The sequence below is a fragment of the Nonomuraea angiospora genome (genome assembly GCF_014873145.1).
GTDB lineage: Bacteria > Actinomycetota > Actinomycetes > Streptosporangiales > Streptosporangiaceae > Nonomuraea > Nonomuraea angiospora.
This window is the reverse complement of sequence record NZ_JADBEK010000001.1, coordinates 9,582,139-9,598,879: the sequence shown is the minus strand read 5'-3', so window position 1 is coordinate 9,598,879 and position 16,741 is coordinate 9,582,139. Positions and strand designations below refer to the sequence as shown.

At 69.9% G+C, this 16,741-nt stretch carries 13 protein-coding genes; 7 read left to right on the top strand and 6 right to left on the bottom strand.

Going from position 1 to position 16,741, the window contains the following annotated elements; translation table 11 throughout:
* Positions 1–504: 504 nt before the first annotated feature.
* The 3 genes from H4W80_RS44285 to H4W80_RS63995 all read left to right on the top strand — a co-directional run bounded on the left by H4W80_RS44285 (position 505) and on the right by H4W80_RS63995 (position 5,267).
* Entirely contained in the window at positions 505–1,755 is a 1,251-nt protein-coding gene (locus tag H4W80_RS44285) for a hypothetical protein (protein ID WP_192790528.1), read from the top strand.
* Complete coding sequence (locus tag H4W80_RS44280; protein ID WP_192790527.1) at positions 1,752–3,590, top strand: PQQ-binding-like beta-propeller repeat protein; 1,839 nt, start codon at positions 1,752–1,754, stop codon at positions 3,588–3,590. The genes H4W80_RS44285 and H4W80_RS44280 overlap by 4 nt, the downstream gene beginning before the upstream one ends.
* Positions 3,591–3,827: 237 nt before the next feature.
* On the top strand, positions 3,828–5,267 hold the full coding sequence (locus H4W80_RS63995; protein ID WP_192790526.1) for a serine hydrolase: 1,440 nt from the start codon (positions 3,828–3,830) through the stop codon (positions 5,265–5,267).
* A gap of 607 nt (positions 5,268–5,874) precedes the next feature.
* Here the strand turns inward: H4W80_RS63995 and treZ are convergent.
* From treZ to glgX, 3 genes are read right to left on the bottom strand one after another with little or no spacing between them, the layout of a single operon-like run.
* Positions 5,875–7,593, bottom strand: coding sequence for a malto-oligosyltrehalose trehalohydrolase (gene treZ / locus H4W80_RS44270; RefSeq protein WP_192790525.1), 1,719 nt, complete (start codon positions 7,591–7,593; stop codon positions 5,875–5,877).
* Positions 7,583–9,712: a malto-oligosyltrehalose synthase gene (gene treY, locus H4W80_RS44265; RefSeq protein WP_192790524.1), complete on the bottom strand. Its 2,130-nt coding sequence runs from the start codon at positions 9,710–9,712 to the stop codon at positions 7,583–7,585. The genes treZ and treY overlap by 11 nt, the downstream gene beginning before the upstream one ends.
* On the bottom strand, positions 9,705–11,798 hold the full coding sequence (glgX, locus tag H4W80_RS44260) for a glycogen debranching protein GlgX (protein WP_192790523.1): 2,094 nt from the start codon (positions 11,796–11,798) through the stop codon (positions 9,705–9,707). Before glgX ends, treY begins: the two co-directional genes overlap by 8 nt.
* Before the next feature lie 170 nt (positions 11,799–11,968).
* Here glgX and mscL point away from each other — a divergent pair, with 170 nt between their 5' ends.
* Together mscL and H4W80_RS44250 are read left to right on the top strand one after the other, a co-directional pair.
* A complete protein-coding gene (mscL, locus tag H4W80_RS44255) occupies positions 11,969–12,388 on the top strand; it encodes a large conductance mechanosensitive channel protein MscL (RefSeq protein ID WP_192790522.1) in 420 nt (139 codons plus the stop codon).
* Positions 12,389–12,464: 76 nt separating this feature from the next.
* Positions 12,465–13,037: a hypothetical protein gene (locus tag H4W80_RS44250; protein ID WP_225963992.1), complete on the top strand. Its 573-nt coding sequence runs from the start codon at positions 12,465–12,467 to the stop codon at positions 13,035–13,037.
* Here the strand turns inward: H4W80_RS44250 and H4W80_RS44245 are convergent.
* Entirely contained in the window at positions 13,034–13,945 is a 912-nt protein-coding gene (locus H4W80_RS44245; RefSeq protein WP_192790521.1) for a threonine ammonia-lyase, read from the bottom strand. The genes H4W80_RS44250 and H4W80_RS44245 overlap by 4 nt on opposite strands.
* Before the next feature lie 44 nt (positions 13,946–13,989).
* Here H4W80_RS44245 and pip point away from each other — a divergent pair, with 44 nt between their 5' ends.
* Positions 13,990–14,961: a prolyl aminopeptidase gene (gene pip / locus H4W80_RS44240; RefSeq protein ID WP_192790520.1), complete on the top strand. Its 972-nt coding sequence runs from the start codon at positions 13,990–13,992 to the stop codon at positions 14,959–14,961.
* Here pip and H4W80_RS44235 read toward each other — a convergent pair.
* Both H4W80_RS44235 and H4W80_RS44230 read right to left on the bottom strand, forming a co-directional pair.
* Complete coding sequence (locus tag H4W80_RS44235) at positions 14,915–15,463, bottom strand: phosphatase PAP2 family protein (RefSeq protein ID WP_192790519.1); 549 nt, start codon at positions 15,461–15,463, stop codon at positions 14,915–14,917. The two genes, pip and H4W80_RS44235, sit on opposite strands and share 47 nt — an antisense overlap.
* A gap of 92 nt (positions 15,464–15,555) precedes the next feature.
* The gene (locus H4W80_RS44230; protein WP_192790518.1) at positions 15,556–15,858 is read right to left on the bottom strand and encodes a hypothetical protein; all 303 of its coding nucleotides are present in this window, start codon (positions 15,856–15,858) and stop codon (positions 15,556–15,558) included.
* A gap of 78 nt (positions 15,859–15,936) precedes the next feature.
* On the opposite strand from H4W80_RS44230, the gene H4W80_RS44225 reads away from it, so the two are divergent.
* A complete protein-coding gene (locus tag H4W80_RS44225) occupies positions 15,937–16,731 on the top strand; it encodes a universal stress protein (protein ID WP_318787338.1) in 795 nt (264 codons plus the stop codon).
* Positions 16,732–16,741: the final 10 nt, after the last annotated feature.

The window sequence follows — 16,741 nt, the reverse complement described above, 5'->3', positions numbered from 1 at the left end:
CCTGTGGTGGTGGAGGTGCTGCGGTGTTGGGGTGCTGTGGTGATGGCGGTGCTTCTAGGTGGTGAATTGCTGTCGGTGGAGGCATTGGGTTGAGGTGCTCCGGAGGTCCGGCTCTCGGGGTGCTGTGGGTGTCTGTCTGTTGGGTGCTGAGGGTTGAGGTGTCCCACTGTTGGGGTTGGTGAGGCACTCAGGATCATCGGCGATCGCAGGGGGCTTGGGCGGAGTGGAGCGGGGTTCTGGGGATAACGCCTGGGATTGTGCTCGACCCTGTGGATAACGCTGCGGTCCGCGGCCCGAGGTTCGTTCAATCGCTCCGTTTCACGGGGATCCCGGCCATCTGCGGGAGAGGGACCGATGGCGTGAGATCGGCTGGGAGCGGGTCGCCGTGGCGTCGTCGTCCGATGCTGCGTGAGGTCGGCGCGTGATCAGCAGCGTGGCATCGCCGTGCGATCAGCAGCGTGGCGTCCCCGCGCGATCGGCTGCTCGGCGTCGCCATGCGATCGGGTGCTCGGCGTCGCCATGCGATCCGGTGCTCGGCGTCGCCATGCGATCCGGTGCTCGGCGTCGCCATGCGATCGGCTGCTCGGCGTCGCCGGGTGGGTCTGCCTCCCGTTTCAGTGCCGTTTCAGCGCCCGAAGCTACAGTGCTTGCTTTCCGCGGCGGCTTCGACAAGGCGTAGGTTTCATGGTTCTGTTATGGCTGATCATCATCGTCCTGGTGGTCGCCCTTATTGCGTCCGCGATCAACCCCGAGCTGGGCCAGAGGGTGTTCGTCTGGAGGCGGCTTCCCCTTGACTCCGCGCGCTGGTGGTCGATCACGGCGTTGGTCGTCCTGGTCGCCGGGATGTTCCTGTACAGGGACGCGGTCACGTACGACCCCATGCGGACTCTGGCCGAGGAGCGGCGGCAGAAGAATGCCGCAGAGAGGGCGGAGCGCGACCAGCAGATCGAGAAGCTGATCAAGAGCGGCGACGCGCGGGACCTCGGGGTCGCACCGGGTTCGGACGAGCACACCGGCCAGATCGTCGGCTACAGCGGCGGCAGCGACACAAGGTCCGTGCGCGTCATCTACAAGGTCTCGATGTGCGCACGTCTCGAGCGGAACGTGTTCGACGAGAAAGAGAAGCAGATCAGGGTGCGCATCGTCGAGGGCCTCCGGTGCGGGAAAGGCCTGCCCGACACCTCCGTACCCAGGATCAGCGCCCTTGCGCTCGACGCGCCGGTCGGCGGCCGGCGGATCACCACCTGGGACGGCGCCGAGATCCCCAGGTGCGAGGACGACCCGGAGCGCGCGAAAGCCTGCGACGTGCTGACCCTGGAGCGCGCTTCGAGGATCAAGAGGGGTGAGGTTCGCGAGCTCGGGCTGAAGCCCAAGTCGGATCGGCTCTCCGGACGCATCATCGGCTACAGGCATTACGTCGACCGTTACGGCAACGTCGACGACGACAATGTGACGATCTTCTTCACGGTGTCGCCGTGTGCTCGCCGCGGCGACCAAGCGTTCGAGGAGAATTCCCGCGAGGTGACGGTCAGCCTCTTCGAGGAGTCGGAGCGTGGCCCTGGTGGACGCCTCGGCGCGGGGTGCGCGAACCGCGGCGAATACCAGGCCTTTCCGCAACGAAAGGCCCTCCATCTCGACAAACCGCTCGGCGACCGGCGGCTGGTCCTCAGCGGCGGAGACAAGATCCCCGCGTGCGACGCCGATCCGCGGCGGAAGCGGCAGTGCGGCGCCCCCAATCAGGGGGAAACATCATGACGCATCACGACAGTGATCGCGACGAGGCCCCTTCGGGACAGCTTCCGGAGCGCCGCGTGGCGGGCATGCGCTGGGGTTGGTTCGGCGCGGGGCTCGTGATCGCCGGCGTGGGGGCGGCCGGGTGGGGTCACGTCCTGCGCTGGTCGTTGGTCGAGGAGCCGTCGGTCGGGACGAACATCGGGCTCCTCCTGGCGGCCGGGTTGCTGCTGGTGCTGTTGACCGCGCTGGTCAGGCTCGCTCGCAGACCCGCCCGTCCTGAGGGGAACCTGAGTCCGGTCTCGGACGCGGTGGCCAGCGTACGCGGGCGGGCCGGCCTGGCGGTGCTGGTCGTGATCCCGTTCGCCCTGTACGGCCTGGTCCGTCTGCAACGCGGCTTCATGGGCGGGCTGCCCGAGCCCGGTGACGTCCTGTTCGGCCTTGGCATGACGTTCGCCGCGGCCGGGCTTGCCGTGCTGGGCAGAGCCGCGGCCGACCTGACCGGCCGGTCGCTGACGAGCCTGTGCGCGGGGCTGCTGACGGTGGCGGCCGTGGCACAGGCCGGCCTGCTGGCCGCCGAGACACTGCCCGTTGAGGCCACCACCGCGGCACTGCCGGTCGAGGCCACCACCGCGGCGTCCACCATGGTGCCCGTCGCGGTGACTCAAGGTCCCTCCGGGGTGGGGCCAGGTCCCTCCAAGGTGAGTACGGGTCATGCCGCGCCGAATCCCGGTCCCGCTTCGGTGAGCAAGGTCGCCTGGCAGTGGAGACCGCCGGGTGACGAAACCGTCCGGCAGGTGGTGGCCGCGGGCGGGCACGTGGTCGTGCGCACGTTCGACGGTGTGGTGGCGGTGGACTCCGTCACGGGCCGTGAACGCTGGCACTACCGCCGTCCTGGAGCGGTCACCGTGGAGATGGTGGCCACCCCGGACGGCGGCATGGTGGCGGTGGAGTTCGGCACGGTGAGGGGGGCACAGAAGGTCAGGGCCCGGACGGTGCTGCTGGACGCCTACACCGGCGAGGTCGGCTCCGAGCAGGCCCAGGAGCTGCGCTCGAACGCCGCCTTCACCTCGTACGGCTTCGTCACGGCCGACCCCGACGACGGGACGGTGGTCGGATGGGGCCTGCCGGACACCGGGGAGCCCGTCTGGTCGTATCGACTGCCCAGAGGATGCCACGCCGACTCCGAGCAGGGCACCCGGTCGGAGTCCTGGCAGGTGGAACTTCGTGACGTGATCGCCCTGCCGGTGTCCTGCGACCGGAACGTCGCGGTGATCGCCCTGGACCCGCGGAACGGAGACGAGGTGTGGCGCTATGAGCGGCCGCGGACCGACGGCAAACCCGATATCGAGGCCGACCCTGCGGAGGACGGCAGCGCCTTGGGGCTGACCTTCAGGGACGGCGACGGGACGGTGACCAAGGAGGTGGTCCTGGCGCAGGAGCACGGGGAGGACGTGGGAACCGTCGACTCGCCCGCGAAGGTGGTCCAGGTGTTCAACGCGGACGGCTATCTGACCGAGTCGGACGAGAGCGGGCGGGCGACGTACCGCTGGGAGTCGTACGGCGGCGGTGAGCCGAAGACGGCCGAGCTGCCGGCGCTGGGAGGCGACCTGTGGAAGGTACGGCGCCTCCCGCTCAAGGACGGCCTGCTCGTGGCGCAGGCGACGATCAAGGCTGACACGGTGAGCATTGGGACTCACATGGCGGGCTGGGGCAAGACCGAGCCGAGGAGCATCTCCATCGACATGGGCTACCGCCAGATCGTCGACTTCCAGCCGCGGGCGCTGAACCTCCTACCGTTCTCGGGCACGGTCGTGGTCGCCTTCAACGGCGGCGCCACCGTCGTCGGCCTCGCTTAGAGGGCGACGCCCGTGCCGATCGTCCGTCCGCGCTGATCGTCAGGCCGCGTCCGAGCGGCTTTGCGGTGGCTCCGGGCAGTTGGTCAGCAGGAACCACGGTCTGCGTCGGAGACGCGTGACGTGCGCGGAGTCTCAGGAAGCGGCCAGTAGGCACGACAGCCGCCGCCCGTCAGTCCGTAGATCAAGTAGTCCAAGATATTTCGCGCCGCCCACTTGATCGCTGGCTAGAGTGGCGCGGTGAACCTCTCAAGATCCAGAAATCGAAGTCGAGGTCTCGCCGGGCTCGCCACCGCAGCCGTACTGCTGGGTGGTCTGGTCGCGCCGCCTCCGGCCGCCGCGGCGGAGGACGGCTCCGCGAGCGTGCTCGCGCATCACTTACGCCGGGCTCTCGACCAGTTGCAGTTCGAGCAGGTCCTGGACACCAATCCGCCCGTCGGTACGGCCGGGTTGAACGCGCTGCGGCAGGACAGCGTCGACAAGGAGGCAAGGAAGCCGCCGAAGAAGGCTGACCTGCTCTCGGCCGTCGCGGCGGCCGAGCCGATCTCGCAGCAGCCGCAGATCGACCTGACCGTCATCGAGCTGAACCGCGCGGGCCGCCCCGTCTCCTCGGGCACCGTGCTGATGAGCCCGCAGTATCCGGACGGGAAGGTCGTACCGGTCGACCGCAACCTGCACACCACGGATGTCCGCTGGCGGCAGTGGGACGACGCCGGCTGGTACGCCAACCACGGTCAGGGCACCATCGACGTGGTGCCGGACCGCGAGAACGCCTCCATCGACTTCATGAGCCCCTACCCCGCGTCGGTGCTGAAGCTGATGGTGGCCTTCGGGGTGCTGCGCCTGGTGGACCAGGGCCAGATCTCGCTCGACGACACCTACGACTACCAGCCGACGACGATCAGCTCGCTGTGTGGCCCGGCCAGCAGCAACACGGTCCGCAACTATCTCGACGCCTCACTCACCTGGTCGTCCAACGCCGCCACCTGTGCCATGGTCAAGCTGCTGCACGACCGCAGCGCGGTAGACGGCCTCAACCAGACCTTCCAGGACCTGGGCCTGGAGACGCTGCAGCTCAAGAACACCAACCCGGCCAACGGCGCACGCTGGGGCAACCCCGTCACCATGAGCTCGCTCGACACGGCCAAGCTGCTGATGCTGGTCAACGGCGGCCTGGGCACCCTGTGGACGGCTCCCAACGGCACCGCCGTCACCGCCGCCGTCCTCAGCGACGCCTCCCGCGCGTTCTTCAAGGGCAAGCTCGGCGATCAGGGCATGAACGTCGCTCTGTCGACCACCAACTGGTGTGGCGCCGCCTACCCCGCCCCGGGCATCCCGCAGCTCACGCCCTCGCGGTGGATCGGCGCCGACGGCACCGTGACCATCCCCGGCCAGGGCATCGCGTACGGCCACGACGTACGGCCGTGCAACGAGGCGGCCGAGGTGACGTACGCCCACAAGAACGGCTGGGTGAACAACTCCGGCGCCGACGCGGGCATCGTGAAGGCCCTGCCCGGCAAGGGCGGTCGCACCTACGTCGTCACGATGTTCTCCAACCTCGGCTACCAGTACGTGGACTCCAACCGCCCGCCGACGGGCGCCGAGAACGTCTGGTTCACCGAGAAGTTCGCCAAGCTCGGCAAGATCATCGATGACTACGAGAAGCGGCGCTATCCCTAGCGCCTAGGGCCGAGCGCCTGAGATCTTGGCCGAGTCGGGCCGCCTGCCCAGTACGGGACGGGGCCTGACGGGACGGGGCCTGCCCTGCGCAGGGCAGGCCCCTATGGGTTCGTGCGGGGCAGGCACCCGTGGGCCCATGCGGGGCAGGCCCCCGAGGGCTCGTGCGGGGTAGGCCCCCCGTTGGGCGGGCCTGCGCAGGCCCGAGCAGGCGCGCGTCACGCCCGGCTCGTCGATATCAGCGCGCCGAGGGCCACAGGGCGCCTGGAGCCACGAGGTGCCTGGGACCGCAGGGCATCTGAAGCACCCCGAGCCCGGAGCACTCCAAGCCCCACGCCCCCGGAGAGCGCGGAGATCGGTGCGGGTCCTGTTGCCAGTGAGGGCGGGAGCGCAAGCCGCACGGGCACGGCGCAGGCCGGACGGACACGCGCAGGCCGGACGGACACGCGCAGGCCGGACGGACACGCGCAGGCCGGACGGGCACGGCGGTTGCGTGGTGGGTGCGGTAGGGGCGTTATGAGCGCCGGCCAGCGTTACGGCGGGGTCGGGGCCGGGTCGAAGAGCCCGCCCGACGAACTACGACCCCGCGCCGCGAATCGAGCCCACCCCCTCACGGGTTGGAGTGAGGTTTGCAGATGGCCATGGATTGGGCGGGAAGGCGCAGGGAGTGGCCGTCCGCCATGACCGGGTCGTCCGAGGCCAGCAGCACCGTCCCGGAGGGCACCGGTACGGTGGCCGTGTCCTGGGCGAAGTTCACCGCCACCGCCAGCGACCCCCGCCACATCACCAGCCACTTCCCCAGCGGATCCACCTCCACCCTGACCCGGTCCATGCGCGGGTCGGACAGTTCGGGCAGGGCCTTGCGCAGGGCGATGAGGTCGCGGTACCAGCACAGCAGCGACCAGTGCTCCTCCTCCTTCACCTCGCTCCAGTCCAGTTTCGAGCGCAGGAACGTGTCCTCGTCCGACGGGTCGGGCGCGTCCCAGACGTACCCGAACCCCTCGAACTCCCGCTCCCGCCGCACCGCCTCGCTCTCCCGCAGCGCGGGTTCGACGTGATCGGAGAAGAACAGGAACGGCGTGCGCGCCCCCCACTCCTCCCCCATGAACAGCATGGGCGTGAACGGCGAGGTCAGCAGCAGGCCCGCGCCCAGTTTGAGTGCGGGGACGGGCAGGCGGTCGCCGCCGGGGCGGTTGCCGATCTGGTCGTGGTTCTGGAGGCAGGCGACCAGCCGGTGGCCGGGTACGCCCGTGAAGGGGCGGCCGTGGGAGCGGTCGCGGAAGGAGGAGTAGGTGCCGTCGTGGAGCACTCCCGAGGTCAGCACCTTGGCCAGCGCCGGCAGGGAGGCGAAGTCGGCGTAGTAGCCGTGGGACTCGCCGCTCACCGCGCAGTGCAGGGCGTGGTGGACGTCGTCGCACCACTGGGCGGTCATGCCCAGGCCGCCGGCGTCGAGCGAGCGCACCATGCGCGGGTCGTTCAGGTCGGACTCGGCGATCAGGGACAGCGGGCGGCCGAGCGAGCAGGCCAGCGCGTCCACCTCCGCCGACAGCTCCGCCAGCAGGTGCTCGGCGCGGCGGTCGTGCAGCGCGTGGACGGCGTCCAGCCGCAGCCCGTCGATGTGGTAGTCGCGCAGCCACTGCACGGCGTTGCCGACGAAGTAGCGCCGCACCTCGTCGGAGCCCGGCCCATCCAAATTGACCGCATCGCCCCAATAACTGCCCTTAAATCCGGAAAAATAGGGGGCGAAGGGGTGCAGGAAGTTCCCCGACGGGCCGAGATGGTTGTAGACGACGTCCAGGATGACCCCGATCCCCGCCCGATGGCACGCGTCCACGAACGACTTGAGCCCGTCAGGCCCCCCGTACGTCTCGTTGACCGCGTACAGATCCACCCCGTCATAACCCCAGTTCCGCTCCCCGGGCACGGGCGCGACCGGCATGACCTCGACGAAGTCGACCGACAGCTCCACCAGGTGCGGCAGCTTCTCGACGGCCGCCGAGAACGTCCCCTCCGGCGTGAACGTCCCCACGTGCAGCTCGTAGATCACCGCCCCCCGCAGGTCGCGGCCCTTCCACTCGTGGTCGGACCAGGTGAAGCGAGCGTGCTCGTAGACGGCGCTCGGCCCGAAGACGCCCTCGGGCTGCCGCCGCGACCGCGGATCCGGGTACGGCCCGCCGCCGTCCACCCGGTACGCGTACCGCGTGCCGTGCGAGGCCCCCGCCACCTCGACCGACCACCAGCCCCCCTCCCCGCGCGACATCGCGTGGGGTGCGTCCGCGACGGACAGTTCGACAGCAGTGGCCTTCGGTGCCCAGACCTCAAAGATCATGTCGCTCCAGCAGTGAGACCGGATACTGACCGAGCAGGTGCGCGAGCGGGATCCGCCCCGTGTAGAGGCCGCCGGTGAGCAGGTCCCGCCAGGTCCCGCCGGGAAGCGTCAGGGACGTGGTGCCCCATCCGCACCGGGCCAGACGCACGGGAAGCCGGGTGGCGACCGCGACGGCCTGCGGCCGCTCCCCGCGGGCGAAGGCGATCACGTGCGACGCCGCCGGCCCCTCCGCCCACAGCGGCCGGTACGGCGCCGCTCCCCCGAGACGGCGGCGCAGCCGCAGCGCCTGCGCCGTCACCAGCAGCTTGGCCGCGTCCCACGCGGTCTCGGGTTTGCGGGGGTAGGTCACCGGCCGCCGGTTGTCCGGGTCGACCAGCGAGAAGTCGGTCGTCTCGTTGCCCTGGTACACATCGGGCACCCCGGGCATCATGAGCTGCACGAGCTTGGCCCCGAGCGAGTTGGACATGGCGTAGGGCTCGATCCGCGCGGTGAACTCGCCGACCGGCTGCCGCACCGCCGCAGCCGCGAACTCCCGCAACCCGCGCTCATAGGACGGATCCGGATTTATCCAGGAAATGGCGGTCTTGGCCTCCCGCGCCGCCTTGAGCAGGTAGTCCGTGAACCGCTCGACCGAGATCGGCCAGGCCGCCATGAGGTTCTGCCAGCCCAGATAGTCCAGCTGCGGGTCGAAGCACACCGAGGCCGACCACGACGCCACCGCCGCGGCCCACTCCTCGGGCAGCTCCGACAGCACCGACAGCCGCGCCCGCACGTCCTCCGACCGCTTGGTGTCGTGCGTGGACAGCGTGGTCATCGTGTACGGCCGCAGCTCGGCGCAGAAGTCGTGGAAGTCCTCCACCGGCACCCCGAACGCGTCCGGCTCCCCGCCCACCTCGTTGAGGCACGCCAGCGGATACCACCGGTAGAGCGCCGTGTCCTCCACGCCCTTGGCCATGACGGGCCCGCACGCCTGCTGGAACCGTACGATCGCCTCGTCGGAGCCGTACAGGACCTCGCGGGCCAGCGGCAGCACGGCGGGCGAGCACGCCTCGGCGGCCAGCTCGACGATCTCGACGGACTCGGGCGGCGGCGGCTCGCCGGGCACCACGTACGCGCGGTAGACCGGCATCGCGGCCAGCAGCTCGCGCACGGCGGCGGGGTCCTGCCGGGCGGCCCTGGCCAGGCGCGCGACCTCGGCGCCGAAGAACAGGTCGATCACCTCCCGCTTGGCCTCCGCCATCACGGGCCGGTACTCGGAGGGCTGCCCGGTTATGTCGGCAAAAAGCTGGACCAGTGGTGCTTTGCCGTCGGGATCGACGAAGAGCCCGTTCACCCGGTTGAGCACGTCGTAGCCACTGGTGCCGTCACAGGCCCAGTCGCCCGGCAGCCGCTCGGGCCCGATGAGGATCTTCTCGACCACGGTCCAGGTCTCGCCCGCCCTGGCGCGCAGCCGTTCGAGGTAGCCCCGCGGGTCGGCCAGCCCGTCGGGGTGGTCGACCCGCAGCCCGTCCACCAGCCCCTCGTCGAGCAGCCAAAAGATCACCTCGTGCGTGGCGAACAGCACCGACGGATCCTCCACCCGCAGGCCGATTAAGGAGGACACGTCGAAGAAGCGCCGGTAGCCGGGCCCCTCGCGCCAGTCGACCAGCCGGTAGTGGCCGGGGTAGGGGTAGGTGTGCCCGTGGTAGCGCACCACGTCGCCGTGCACGTACGGCTCCGTGTCGTCGCCGAGCACGGGCAGCGCGACCTTCCCGTCCTGCCAGTCGATGTCGAACCAGTGCGCGTACGGCGAGGCGGGCCCGTCCTTGAGCACGGACCAGAACTGAGCGTTGACCGTGTTCATGTGGTTGGGCACGATGTCCACCACGATGCCCAGGTCATGGGCGGCGAGCTGCTGCGCCATCTCCCTGAACCCCGTCGCCCCGCCGAACTCCTCCCTGATCCTGGAGTGGTCGGTGACGTCGTAGCCGTGCCGCGACTCCGGCGTGGACTGCAGGATCGGCGACAGGTAGACGTGGCTCACGCCGAGGTCGCGCAGGTAGCCGGCGATCTCGGCCACCTGGGCGAAGCCGAAGTCGGGGGTCAGCTGCACCCGGTAGGTGGAAGAGGGCCTAGACACGGCGCAGCACCCGCACACTGCGTCCGGGCACCTCGATGGCCTCCCCGCCGCGGCACATCGGCGCGTCGAGCATGATCGGCATGGCGGTGTCGATCTCCGTGTGCCACATTTCGCCGTAGTCCTTGGGGATCGTGAACTTGATCGTGTCGTAGTGGGCGTTGAACAGCAGCAGGAACGAGTCATCCCTGATCGGGCGGCCCCGCCGGTCGGGCTCGGTGATGGCGTCGCCGTTGAGGAACACGGCCAGCGACTTGGCGTATCCGACGTTCCAGTCGCCGTCCGTCATCTCCTCGCCGGACGGCGTGAGCCAGGCGATGTCGTTGAGCCCGCGTACCGGCTTGCCGTAGAAGAAGCGCCTGCGGCGGAAGACCGGATGCCGCTTGCGCAGCGCGGCCAGGCTCTGCGTGAACTCCAGCAGCAGCCAGTTCTCCCGCACGTCGGACCAGTCGACCCAGGTCAGCTCGTTGTCCTGGCAGTAGCCGTTGTTGTTGCCCTTCTGGGTGCGGCCGAGCTCGTCGCCGTGGGAGAGCATCGGCACGCCCTGCGACAGGAAGAGCGTGGTGAGGAAGTTGCGTTTCTGCTGCTCGCGCAGCGCCTCCACGGAGTCGCCCGCCGGGCCCTCCTCGCCGCAGTTCCAGGACCGGTTGTCGTCGGTGCCGTCGCGGTTGCCCTCCTTGTTGGCCTCGTTGTGCTTGCCGTCGTACGAGACGAGGTCCTGCAGGGTGAAGCCGTCGTGGCAGGTGACGAAGTTGATCGAGGCCGCGGGGCGGCGGCTGTCGTCCTGGTAGAGGTCGCTCGACCCGGTGAACCTGGACCCGAACTCGGGCAGCGTGGCCGGCTGCCCGCGCCACAGGTCGCGGATCGTGTCGCGGTAGCGGCCGTTCCACTCCGTCCACCGCGATGGGAAGTTGCCGACCTGGTAGCCGCCCGGCCCCACGTCCCACGGCTCGGCGATCAGCTTGACCTGCGACAGGACCGGGTCCTGCTGCACCAGGTCGAAGAACGAGCTCAGCCGGTCGACCTCGTGCAGTTCCCGGGCCAGCGTCGAGGCGAGGTCGAAGCGGAACCCGTCGACGTGCATCTCGATGACCCAGTAGCGCAGCGAGTCCATGATCATCTGCAGGACGTGCGGCGAGCGCATGAGCAGGCTGTTGCCCGTGCCCGTGGTGTCCACGTAGTAGCGCGGGTCGTTGTCGACCAGCCGGTAGTAGTTGACGTTGTCGATCCCCTTGAGCCCCAGCGTGGGCCCGAGGTGGTTGCCCTCGGCGGTGTGGTTGTAGACGACGTCGAGGATGACCTCGATGCCCGCCTCGTGCAGCGCCCTGACCATGGCCTTGAACTCCAGCACCTGCCCGCCGCGCTGGCCCTGGCTGGAGTAGCGGTTGTGGGGCGCGAAGAACCCGATCGAGTTGTAGCCCCAGTAGTTGGACAGGCCGCGCTGCTCCAGGATGTGGTCGGTCACGAACTGGTGCACCGGCATGAGCTCCAACGCCGTGACGCCGAGCTTGGTGAGGTGGTCGAGGATCTCGGGGTGGCCGAGCGCCGCGTACGTGCCGCGCAGGTGCTTGGGGATCTTGGGGTGGCTGACCGTCAGCCCCCGCACGTGGGCCTCGTAGATCACGGTGTCGTGGTACGGCGTCGCGGGCGGCCGGTCGTGCCCCCACCCGAAGAACGGGTTGATCACGATGGACCGCGGCACGTACGGGGCCGAGTCGGCGTCGTTGCGCGTGTCGGGCTGGCCGAACCGGTAGCCGTAGACCGCCTCGTTCCAGGACACGCCGCCCTCGATGGCCATGGCGTACGGGTCGAGCAGCAGCTTGGCCGGGTTGCAGCGCAGCCCGCGCGCCGGCTCGTACGGGCCGTGGATGCGGTAACCGTAGCGCTGGCCCGGCCCGATCCCCGGCAGGTAGCCGTGCCAGATGAACCCGTCGACCTCGGTCAGCGGCACCCGCGACTCGACGTTGTCCTCGTCGAACAGGCACAGCTCGACGGCGTCGGCGACTTCGGTGTAGAGCGAGAAGTTCGTGCCCGCACCGTCGTAGGTCGCCCCGAGCGGATAGGGGTCTCCCGGCCAGATCTCGATCATCGAGGCTCCCTTGCGGTCTCTCCCCATGTTCCGTTCCCCCGCTCACCCGGACAAGCCGCTTTGTTCCTTCCCATCCTCACCAGGTCGTTATTCCAGTTGACCGAAGTGAGCCGTCCCCCCAGAGCCCAAGCATGGTTTGCCGGCGCCGATCCTGGCTACGTGGTGGTGCCATGGGCGGCTTCAAGAAGTTCTTACTCCGCGGCAACATCGTCGAACTCGCCGTGGCGGTGATCGTCGGCGCCACCTTCAGCGGCCTGGTGCAGGCGCTCGTCGCCGACCTGATCACCCCGCTGATCGGCGCCGTCACCGGCGGCAGGCAGCCGAACTTCGCCGAATACTCCTTCACCGTCAACGGCAGCCGGTTCAAGTACGGCGACTTCCTCAACCACCTCCTCACCTTCCTCATGGTCTCCGCCGTCGTGTACTGGCTGATCGTGGCCCCGATGACCCGGCTGATCAGCCTGCTCGACCGGGACAAGGACGCCACGACCAAGCAGTGCCCCGAATGCCTCACCGACATCCCCGCAGAGGCCCGGCGGTGCGCCGCCTGCACGGTCGAGCTGGTGCCGGATTCGGAGAAACCCGCGTAACTTTGTCCGGCACGGCTTTCCGGCACATGGGGTGCCGTGTCGCGCGAGTACGGCGCCCGTCCGTCAAGATGGACCGATGAGCGTTGAGTTGATGGTGTGGGACGAGCCGGTGCCCATCAGCAGGGACCAGGCCCGCGCCACCTATCTGGCGGTCAAGCGGGACTCCCCTGTGACCGGGGAGGCACCCGACGTCGCCAAGGAGCTGCCCGGGGAGGTCACGACCTACCCGGGCCACGTGCTGGTGACGATGGACCTGGACACGATGGACGAGATGTCCGCGCAGGTGTTCACGATCGCGCGGGCGCACGGGCTGGTCTGCTACGACCCTCAGCGCGACCTGGTGCACAACGTGGCGCCCCTGGGGGTCTATGAGGGCATGCAGCTCCACACGGGCGACGGCATGGTCGTCCACGACCCGGACCTCGGCCTGGTCCACGACGTCCTCGCCACGCTGTCGGCGCAGAACCCGTTCGTGGCCCTGGTCAACTTCGGGCGGCACTTCCTGCAGGTGTCACCCGGCTACGAGCTGGAGTACAAGGAGGGCACGCTCATCCGCACCATGGTGCCGGAGCTGGCGGAGGTGCAGGCCGCCTTCAGCGAGTACGCCACGGGCGACCGCTCGTTCCTGACGCGCCACGAGTGGGCCTAGACCACCTGCCTGAACAGCTCGGGGTCCACGTTCCCCCCGGACAGCACGACCACCGTGCGCCCGGCCGCGACCCGGCCGGACAGCAGCGCCGCCGTGGTGACCGCCCCGCTCGGCTCGGCCACCAGCCGGGCCGAGCGCGCCAGGTGCCCCATGGCGGCCCTGATCTCGTCCTCCGACACGGTGACGATCTCGTCGAGCCGGCGGCTGATGTGCGCGAAGGTCAGCTCCGACAGTGCCGTACGCAGCCCGTCGGCGACGGTCCGGAACGTCCGGTCCGTCCCCCACTCCACGGGGTGGCCGGCGGCCAGGCTCTCGGCGGCGTCGGCGGCCAGCTCCGGCTCGACCCCGATCACCCGGACGTCGGGCCGCAGCGCCTTGACGGCCGTGCCGACCCCGGAGGCGAGCCCTCCGCCGCCCACCGGCACCAGCACCACCTCGACGTCGGGCAGGTCCTCGACGATCTCCAGCCCGACGGTGCCCTGCCCCGCGATCACCGCCCGATGGTCATAGGGCGGCACCAGCGTCAGCCCCCGCTCCGCGGCCAGCTTCCCGGCCACGATCTCCCGCTGCTCGGGCGGCACGACGACGACCTCGGCGCCCCACCCTTCGATGGCCGCCGTCTTCACCCGGGGCGTCCCCTCGGGCACGACGACCACGCACGGCACCCCGAACTCCCTGGCCGCGAAGGCCAGGGCCTGCCCGTGGTTGCCGGACGAGTGCGTGACCACGCCGTCGGGCCGCAGCGAGGCCACGGCGTTGTACGCGCCCCGGAGCTTGAACGCCCCGACGGGCTGCAGGCTCTCCGGCTTCACCCACGCCTCGCCCATCCGCACGAGCGGCGTCCGCACCGCCACGCCCTTGATCTCCTCGGCCGCCGTCCGGATGTCGTCGATCGTCACCAGGTCCATGCGATCACCCTACGGGTCGCCGGAATGAGGCAGGATCGAGGATTATGAGAACGCTGTACCCGCCCATCGAACCCTACGAGTCCGGCCTGCTGGACGTGGGAGACGGCAACCAGATCTACTGGGAGGTCTGCGGCAACCCCGAGGGAAAGCCCGCTGTCATGCTGCACGGCGGGCCCGGCGGCGGGTGCTCGGCCAAGCACCGGCGCCAGTGGGACCCGGAGCGCTACCGGATCGTCCTGTTCGACCAGCGCAACTGCGGCCGCAGCCTGCCCCATGCCAGTGACCCCGCCACCGACCTCGCCGCCAACACCACCTGGCACCTCGTGGCCGACATGGAGAGGCTGCGCGAGCACCTCGGCATCGACAGGTGGCAGGTCTTCGGGGGCTCGTGGGGCAGCGCCCTGGCCCTGGCGTACGCGCAGCGCCACCCCGACCGCACGACCGAGCTGATCCTGCGGGGGATCTTCACGCTGCGCCCCCATGAGCTGCACTGGTTCTACCAGGAGGGCGCCTCCTACCTGTTCCCCGACCAGTGGGAGTCGTTCCTCGCGCCCATCCCCGCCGAGGAGCGCGGGGAGCTCATGGCCGCCTTCCGCAGGCGGCTCGAAGGGCAGGACGGGGAGGCCAGGCTGGCGGCGGCCAAGGCGTGGGCGCAGTGGGAGGCGGGCGCGATCACGCTGCTGCCCGACCCCGAGCTCGTCGCGTCGTTCGGCGAGGACAAGCTGGCCGTCTGCTTCGCCCGCATCGAGAACCACTACTTCCACCACGGCGGCTGGTTCGAGCCCGAGCAGCTCATCAGGGACGTCGACAAGATCAGGCACATCCCCGCCGTGATCGTGCAGGGCCGTTACGACGCCTGCACGCCCGCGACCACCGCCTGGGACCTGCACAGGGCCTGGCCCGAGGCCGACTTCCACATGATCCACGACGCCGGGCACGCCTTCAGCGAGCCGGGCATCCTGGACCGGCTCATTGAGGCGACAGACGGGTTCTCGCGAGCCGTACCGCGGGGGTGACGGCCCCCACCAGGAGCAGGGCGAACAGCGGCGCCAGCGCCAGGCCGAGCAGGAACCCCGCGGCCACGTCGTGCGGGTAGTGCACGCCCACGAAGACGCGGGAGAACGCCATGACCGCGGCCAGCGGCAGCACCACCCACGCGAGCGCCCGCCAGGCGAGCACGAGGGTGGCGGCGGCCCCGGCCGCGATCACCGAGTGGTTGCTGGGGAAGGACCAGTCGCCCGAGGGCGGGCAGGCGGAGATCGTCGTGACCCCGCCCCGGCAGGGCCGGTCCTCCCTGATGATGGTCTTGGCGACCTCGCTCACGACGTACGCGAACACGACCCCGGCCGGACCCGCGATCACCAGTGCCAGGTCGCGGGCCGGAGCCCGCCACGCCCGGAGCGCGGCCGCCGCGTACAGCGCCACGAACAGGAATAACCCGGCATCCGTCCCGACTTCGGCGAGGGTGTGCAGCCACCCGGGCGTGGTCAGGGCGAAGTCGACAATGTCGCGGTACACGTGTGTCCAATCCGTGAATGGGCAATGGACACGACCTTACGAACTCTCGCCGTCAAGCGCCTCGACCATAAGACCAAAAGTCGAGAAATGTCCTAAGAAAGAAGTTTGCGCGCGAGGGCGGCGTGCTGCATCTCCAGCTCGGCCCTGGTGATGAGCCCCCGGTCGAACGCCTCGGAGGTGGCGTCGCGCTCGGCGACGTAGTAGGCGGCCATGATCTCGCTGCGGAGCGGCGTGAACCCGCGCTCGACGCAGGCGGAGAAGACGGTCACTTTCTGCTCCACGGTGTCGGCGGCCACCGTGCAGGCCAGATCCCGGGCTTTGAGCTGCTGGACCGCTTCACGGAGGGTGACCGGACCGCGGGCCCCGTTGAAGCTGATGTCAAGAGTGATCTTCACTTCTTTGCGCCTCCGATGGTTTACAACGTTCCGATCAAGGCCGCGTATTCCCAGCTCAGAGCGGGTAGGAGGGCAGTCGTGATCGGAGAGCACGTGATCGTCGGCTACACCAACGCCCCGGGCGGGCGCGACGCCCTGGCCCTGGCCGCCGCGATCACCCGGGTCACCGGCGGAGAGCTCACGGTGGCCACGATCTACCCGCCGGGCAGCCCGGGGCTGGCGGTGGAGGCGCAGGCCAACCTGGCGCACGCCGCGGAGCAGCTCGGCTCGATCCCCGCCGGCTACCTCACCTACGAGAGCAGGGGCTCGGGACGCGGGCTGTCGGTGCTGGCCAGCCGCATCAGGGCCGACCTGATCGTGGTCGGCTCGGCCGACGGCGGCCGGCACGGCCGCATCACCATCGGCGCCACCTCCAACCACCTGCTCCACCTGTCGTCCGAGGCGGTCATGCTGGCGCCCGCCCAGTACGTCCCGGTCGACGGGCCCGAGCGCCTCACGCTGGCCTACGTCCACCGGCCGCAGTGCGACGAGGCGGTGGAGCGGATGGCGCAGGCGGCGCTGCGGCTGGGCATCCCGCTCCGGCTGATCACCCTCGACCTGCGCACGGACGATCCGGGCAAGCTCAGGGACGATCTCGCGCTGGCCGTGCGGCTGGCCTGGGAGAGCACCGGGATGGAGGCGGAGGCGGAGGTGGCCGAGGGGCACGACGTGGCCGCCGCGCTGGAGGACGTGGAGTGGCTGCCGGGCGAGCTGCTGGTCTGCGCGGCCAGCGAGGACGCGCAGCCGCACCGGGTGTTCCTGGGCGAGCTGGCCATGAAGGCGCTGCGGGCCTCGCCCTGCCCGGTCATCGTGCTCCCCCGCGGCTTCGCCTGACACCGGACGC

Excerpts from the sequence above, each read along its gene's own strand:
- H4W80_RS44280 (WP_192790527.1), top strand. The coding sequence starts at position 1,752 with ATGACGCATCACGACAGTGATCGCGACGAGGCCCCTTCGGGACAGCTT.
- treZ (WP_192790525.1), bottom strand. The coding sequence starts at position 7,593 with ATGATCTTTGAGGTCTGGGCACCGAAGGCCACTGCTGTCGAACTGTCC.
- glgX (WP_192790523.1), bottom strand. The coding sequence starts at position 11,798 with ATGATCGAGATCTGGCCGGGAGACCCCTATCCGCTCGGGGCGACCTAC.
- mscL (WP_192790522.1), top strand. The coding sequence starts at position 11,969 with ATGGGCGGCTTCAAGAAGTTCTTACTCCGCGGCAACATCGTCGAACTC.
- H4W80_RS44250 (WP_225963992.1), top strand. The coding sequence starts at position 12,465 with ATGAGCGTTGAGTTGATGGTGTGGGACGAGCCGGTGCCCATCAGCAGG.
- H4W80_RS44245 (WP_192790521.1), bottom strand. The coding sequence starts at position 13,945 with ATGGACCTGGTGACGATCGACGACATCCGGACGGCGGCCGAGGAGATC.
- pip (WP_192790520.1), top strand. The coding sequence starts at position 13,990 with ATGAGAACGCTGTACCCGCCCATCGAACCCTACGAGTCCGGCCTGCTG.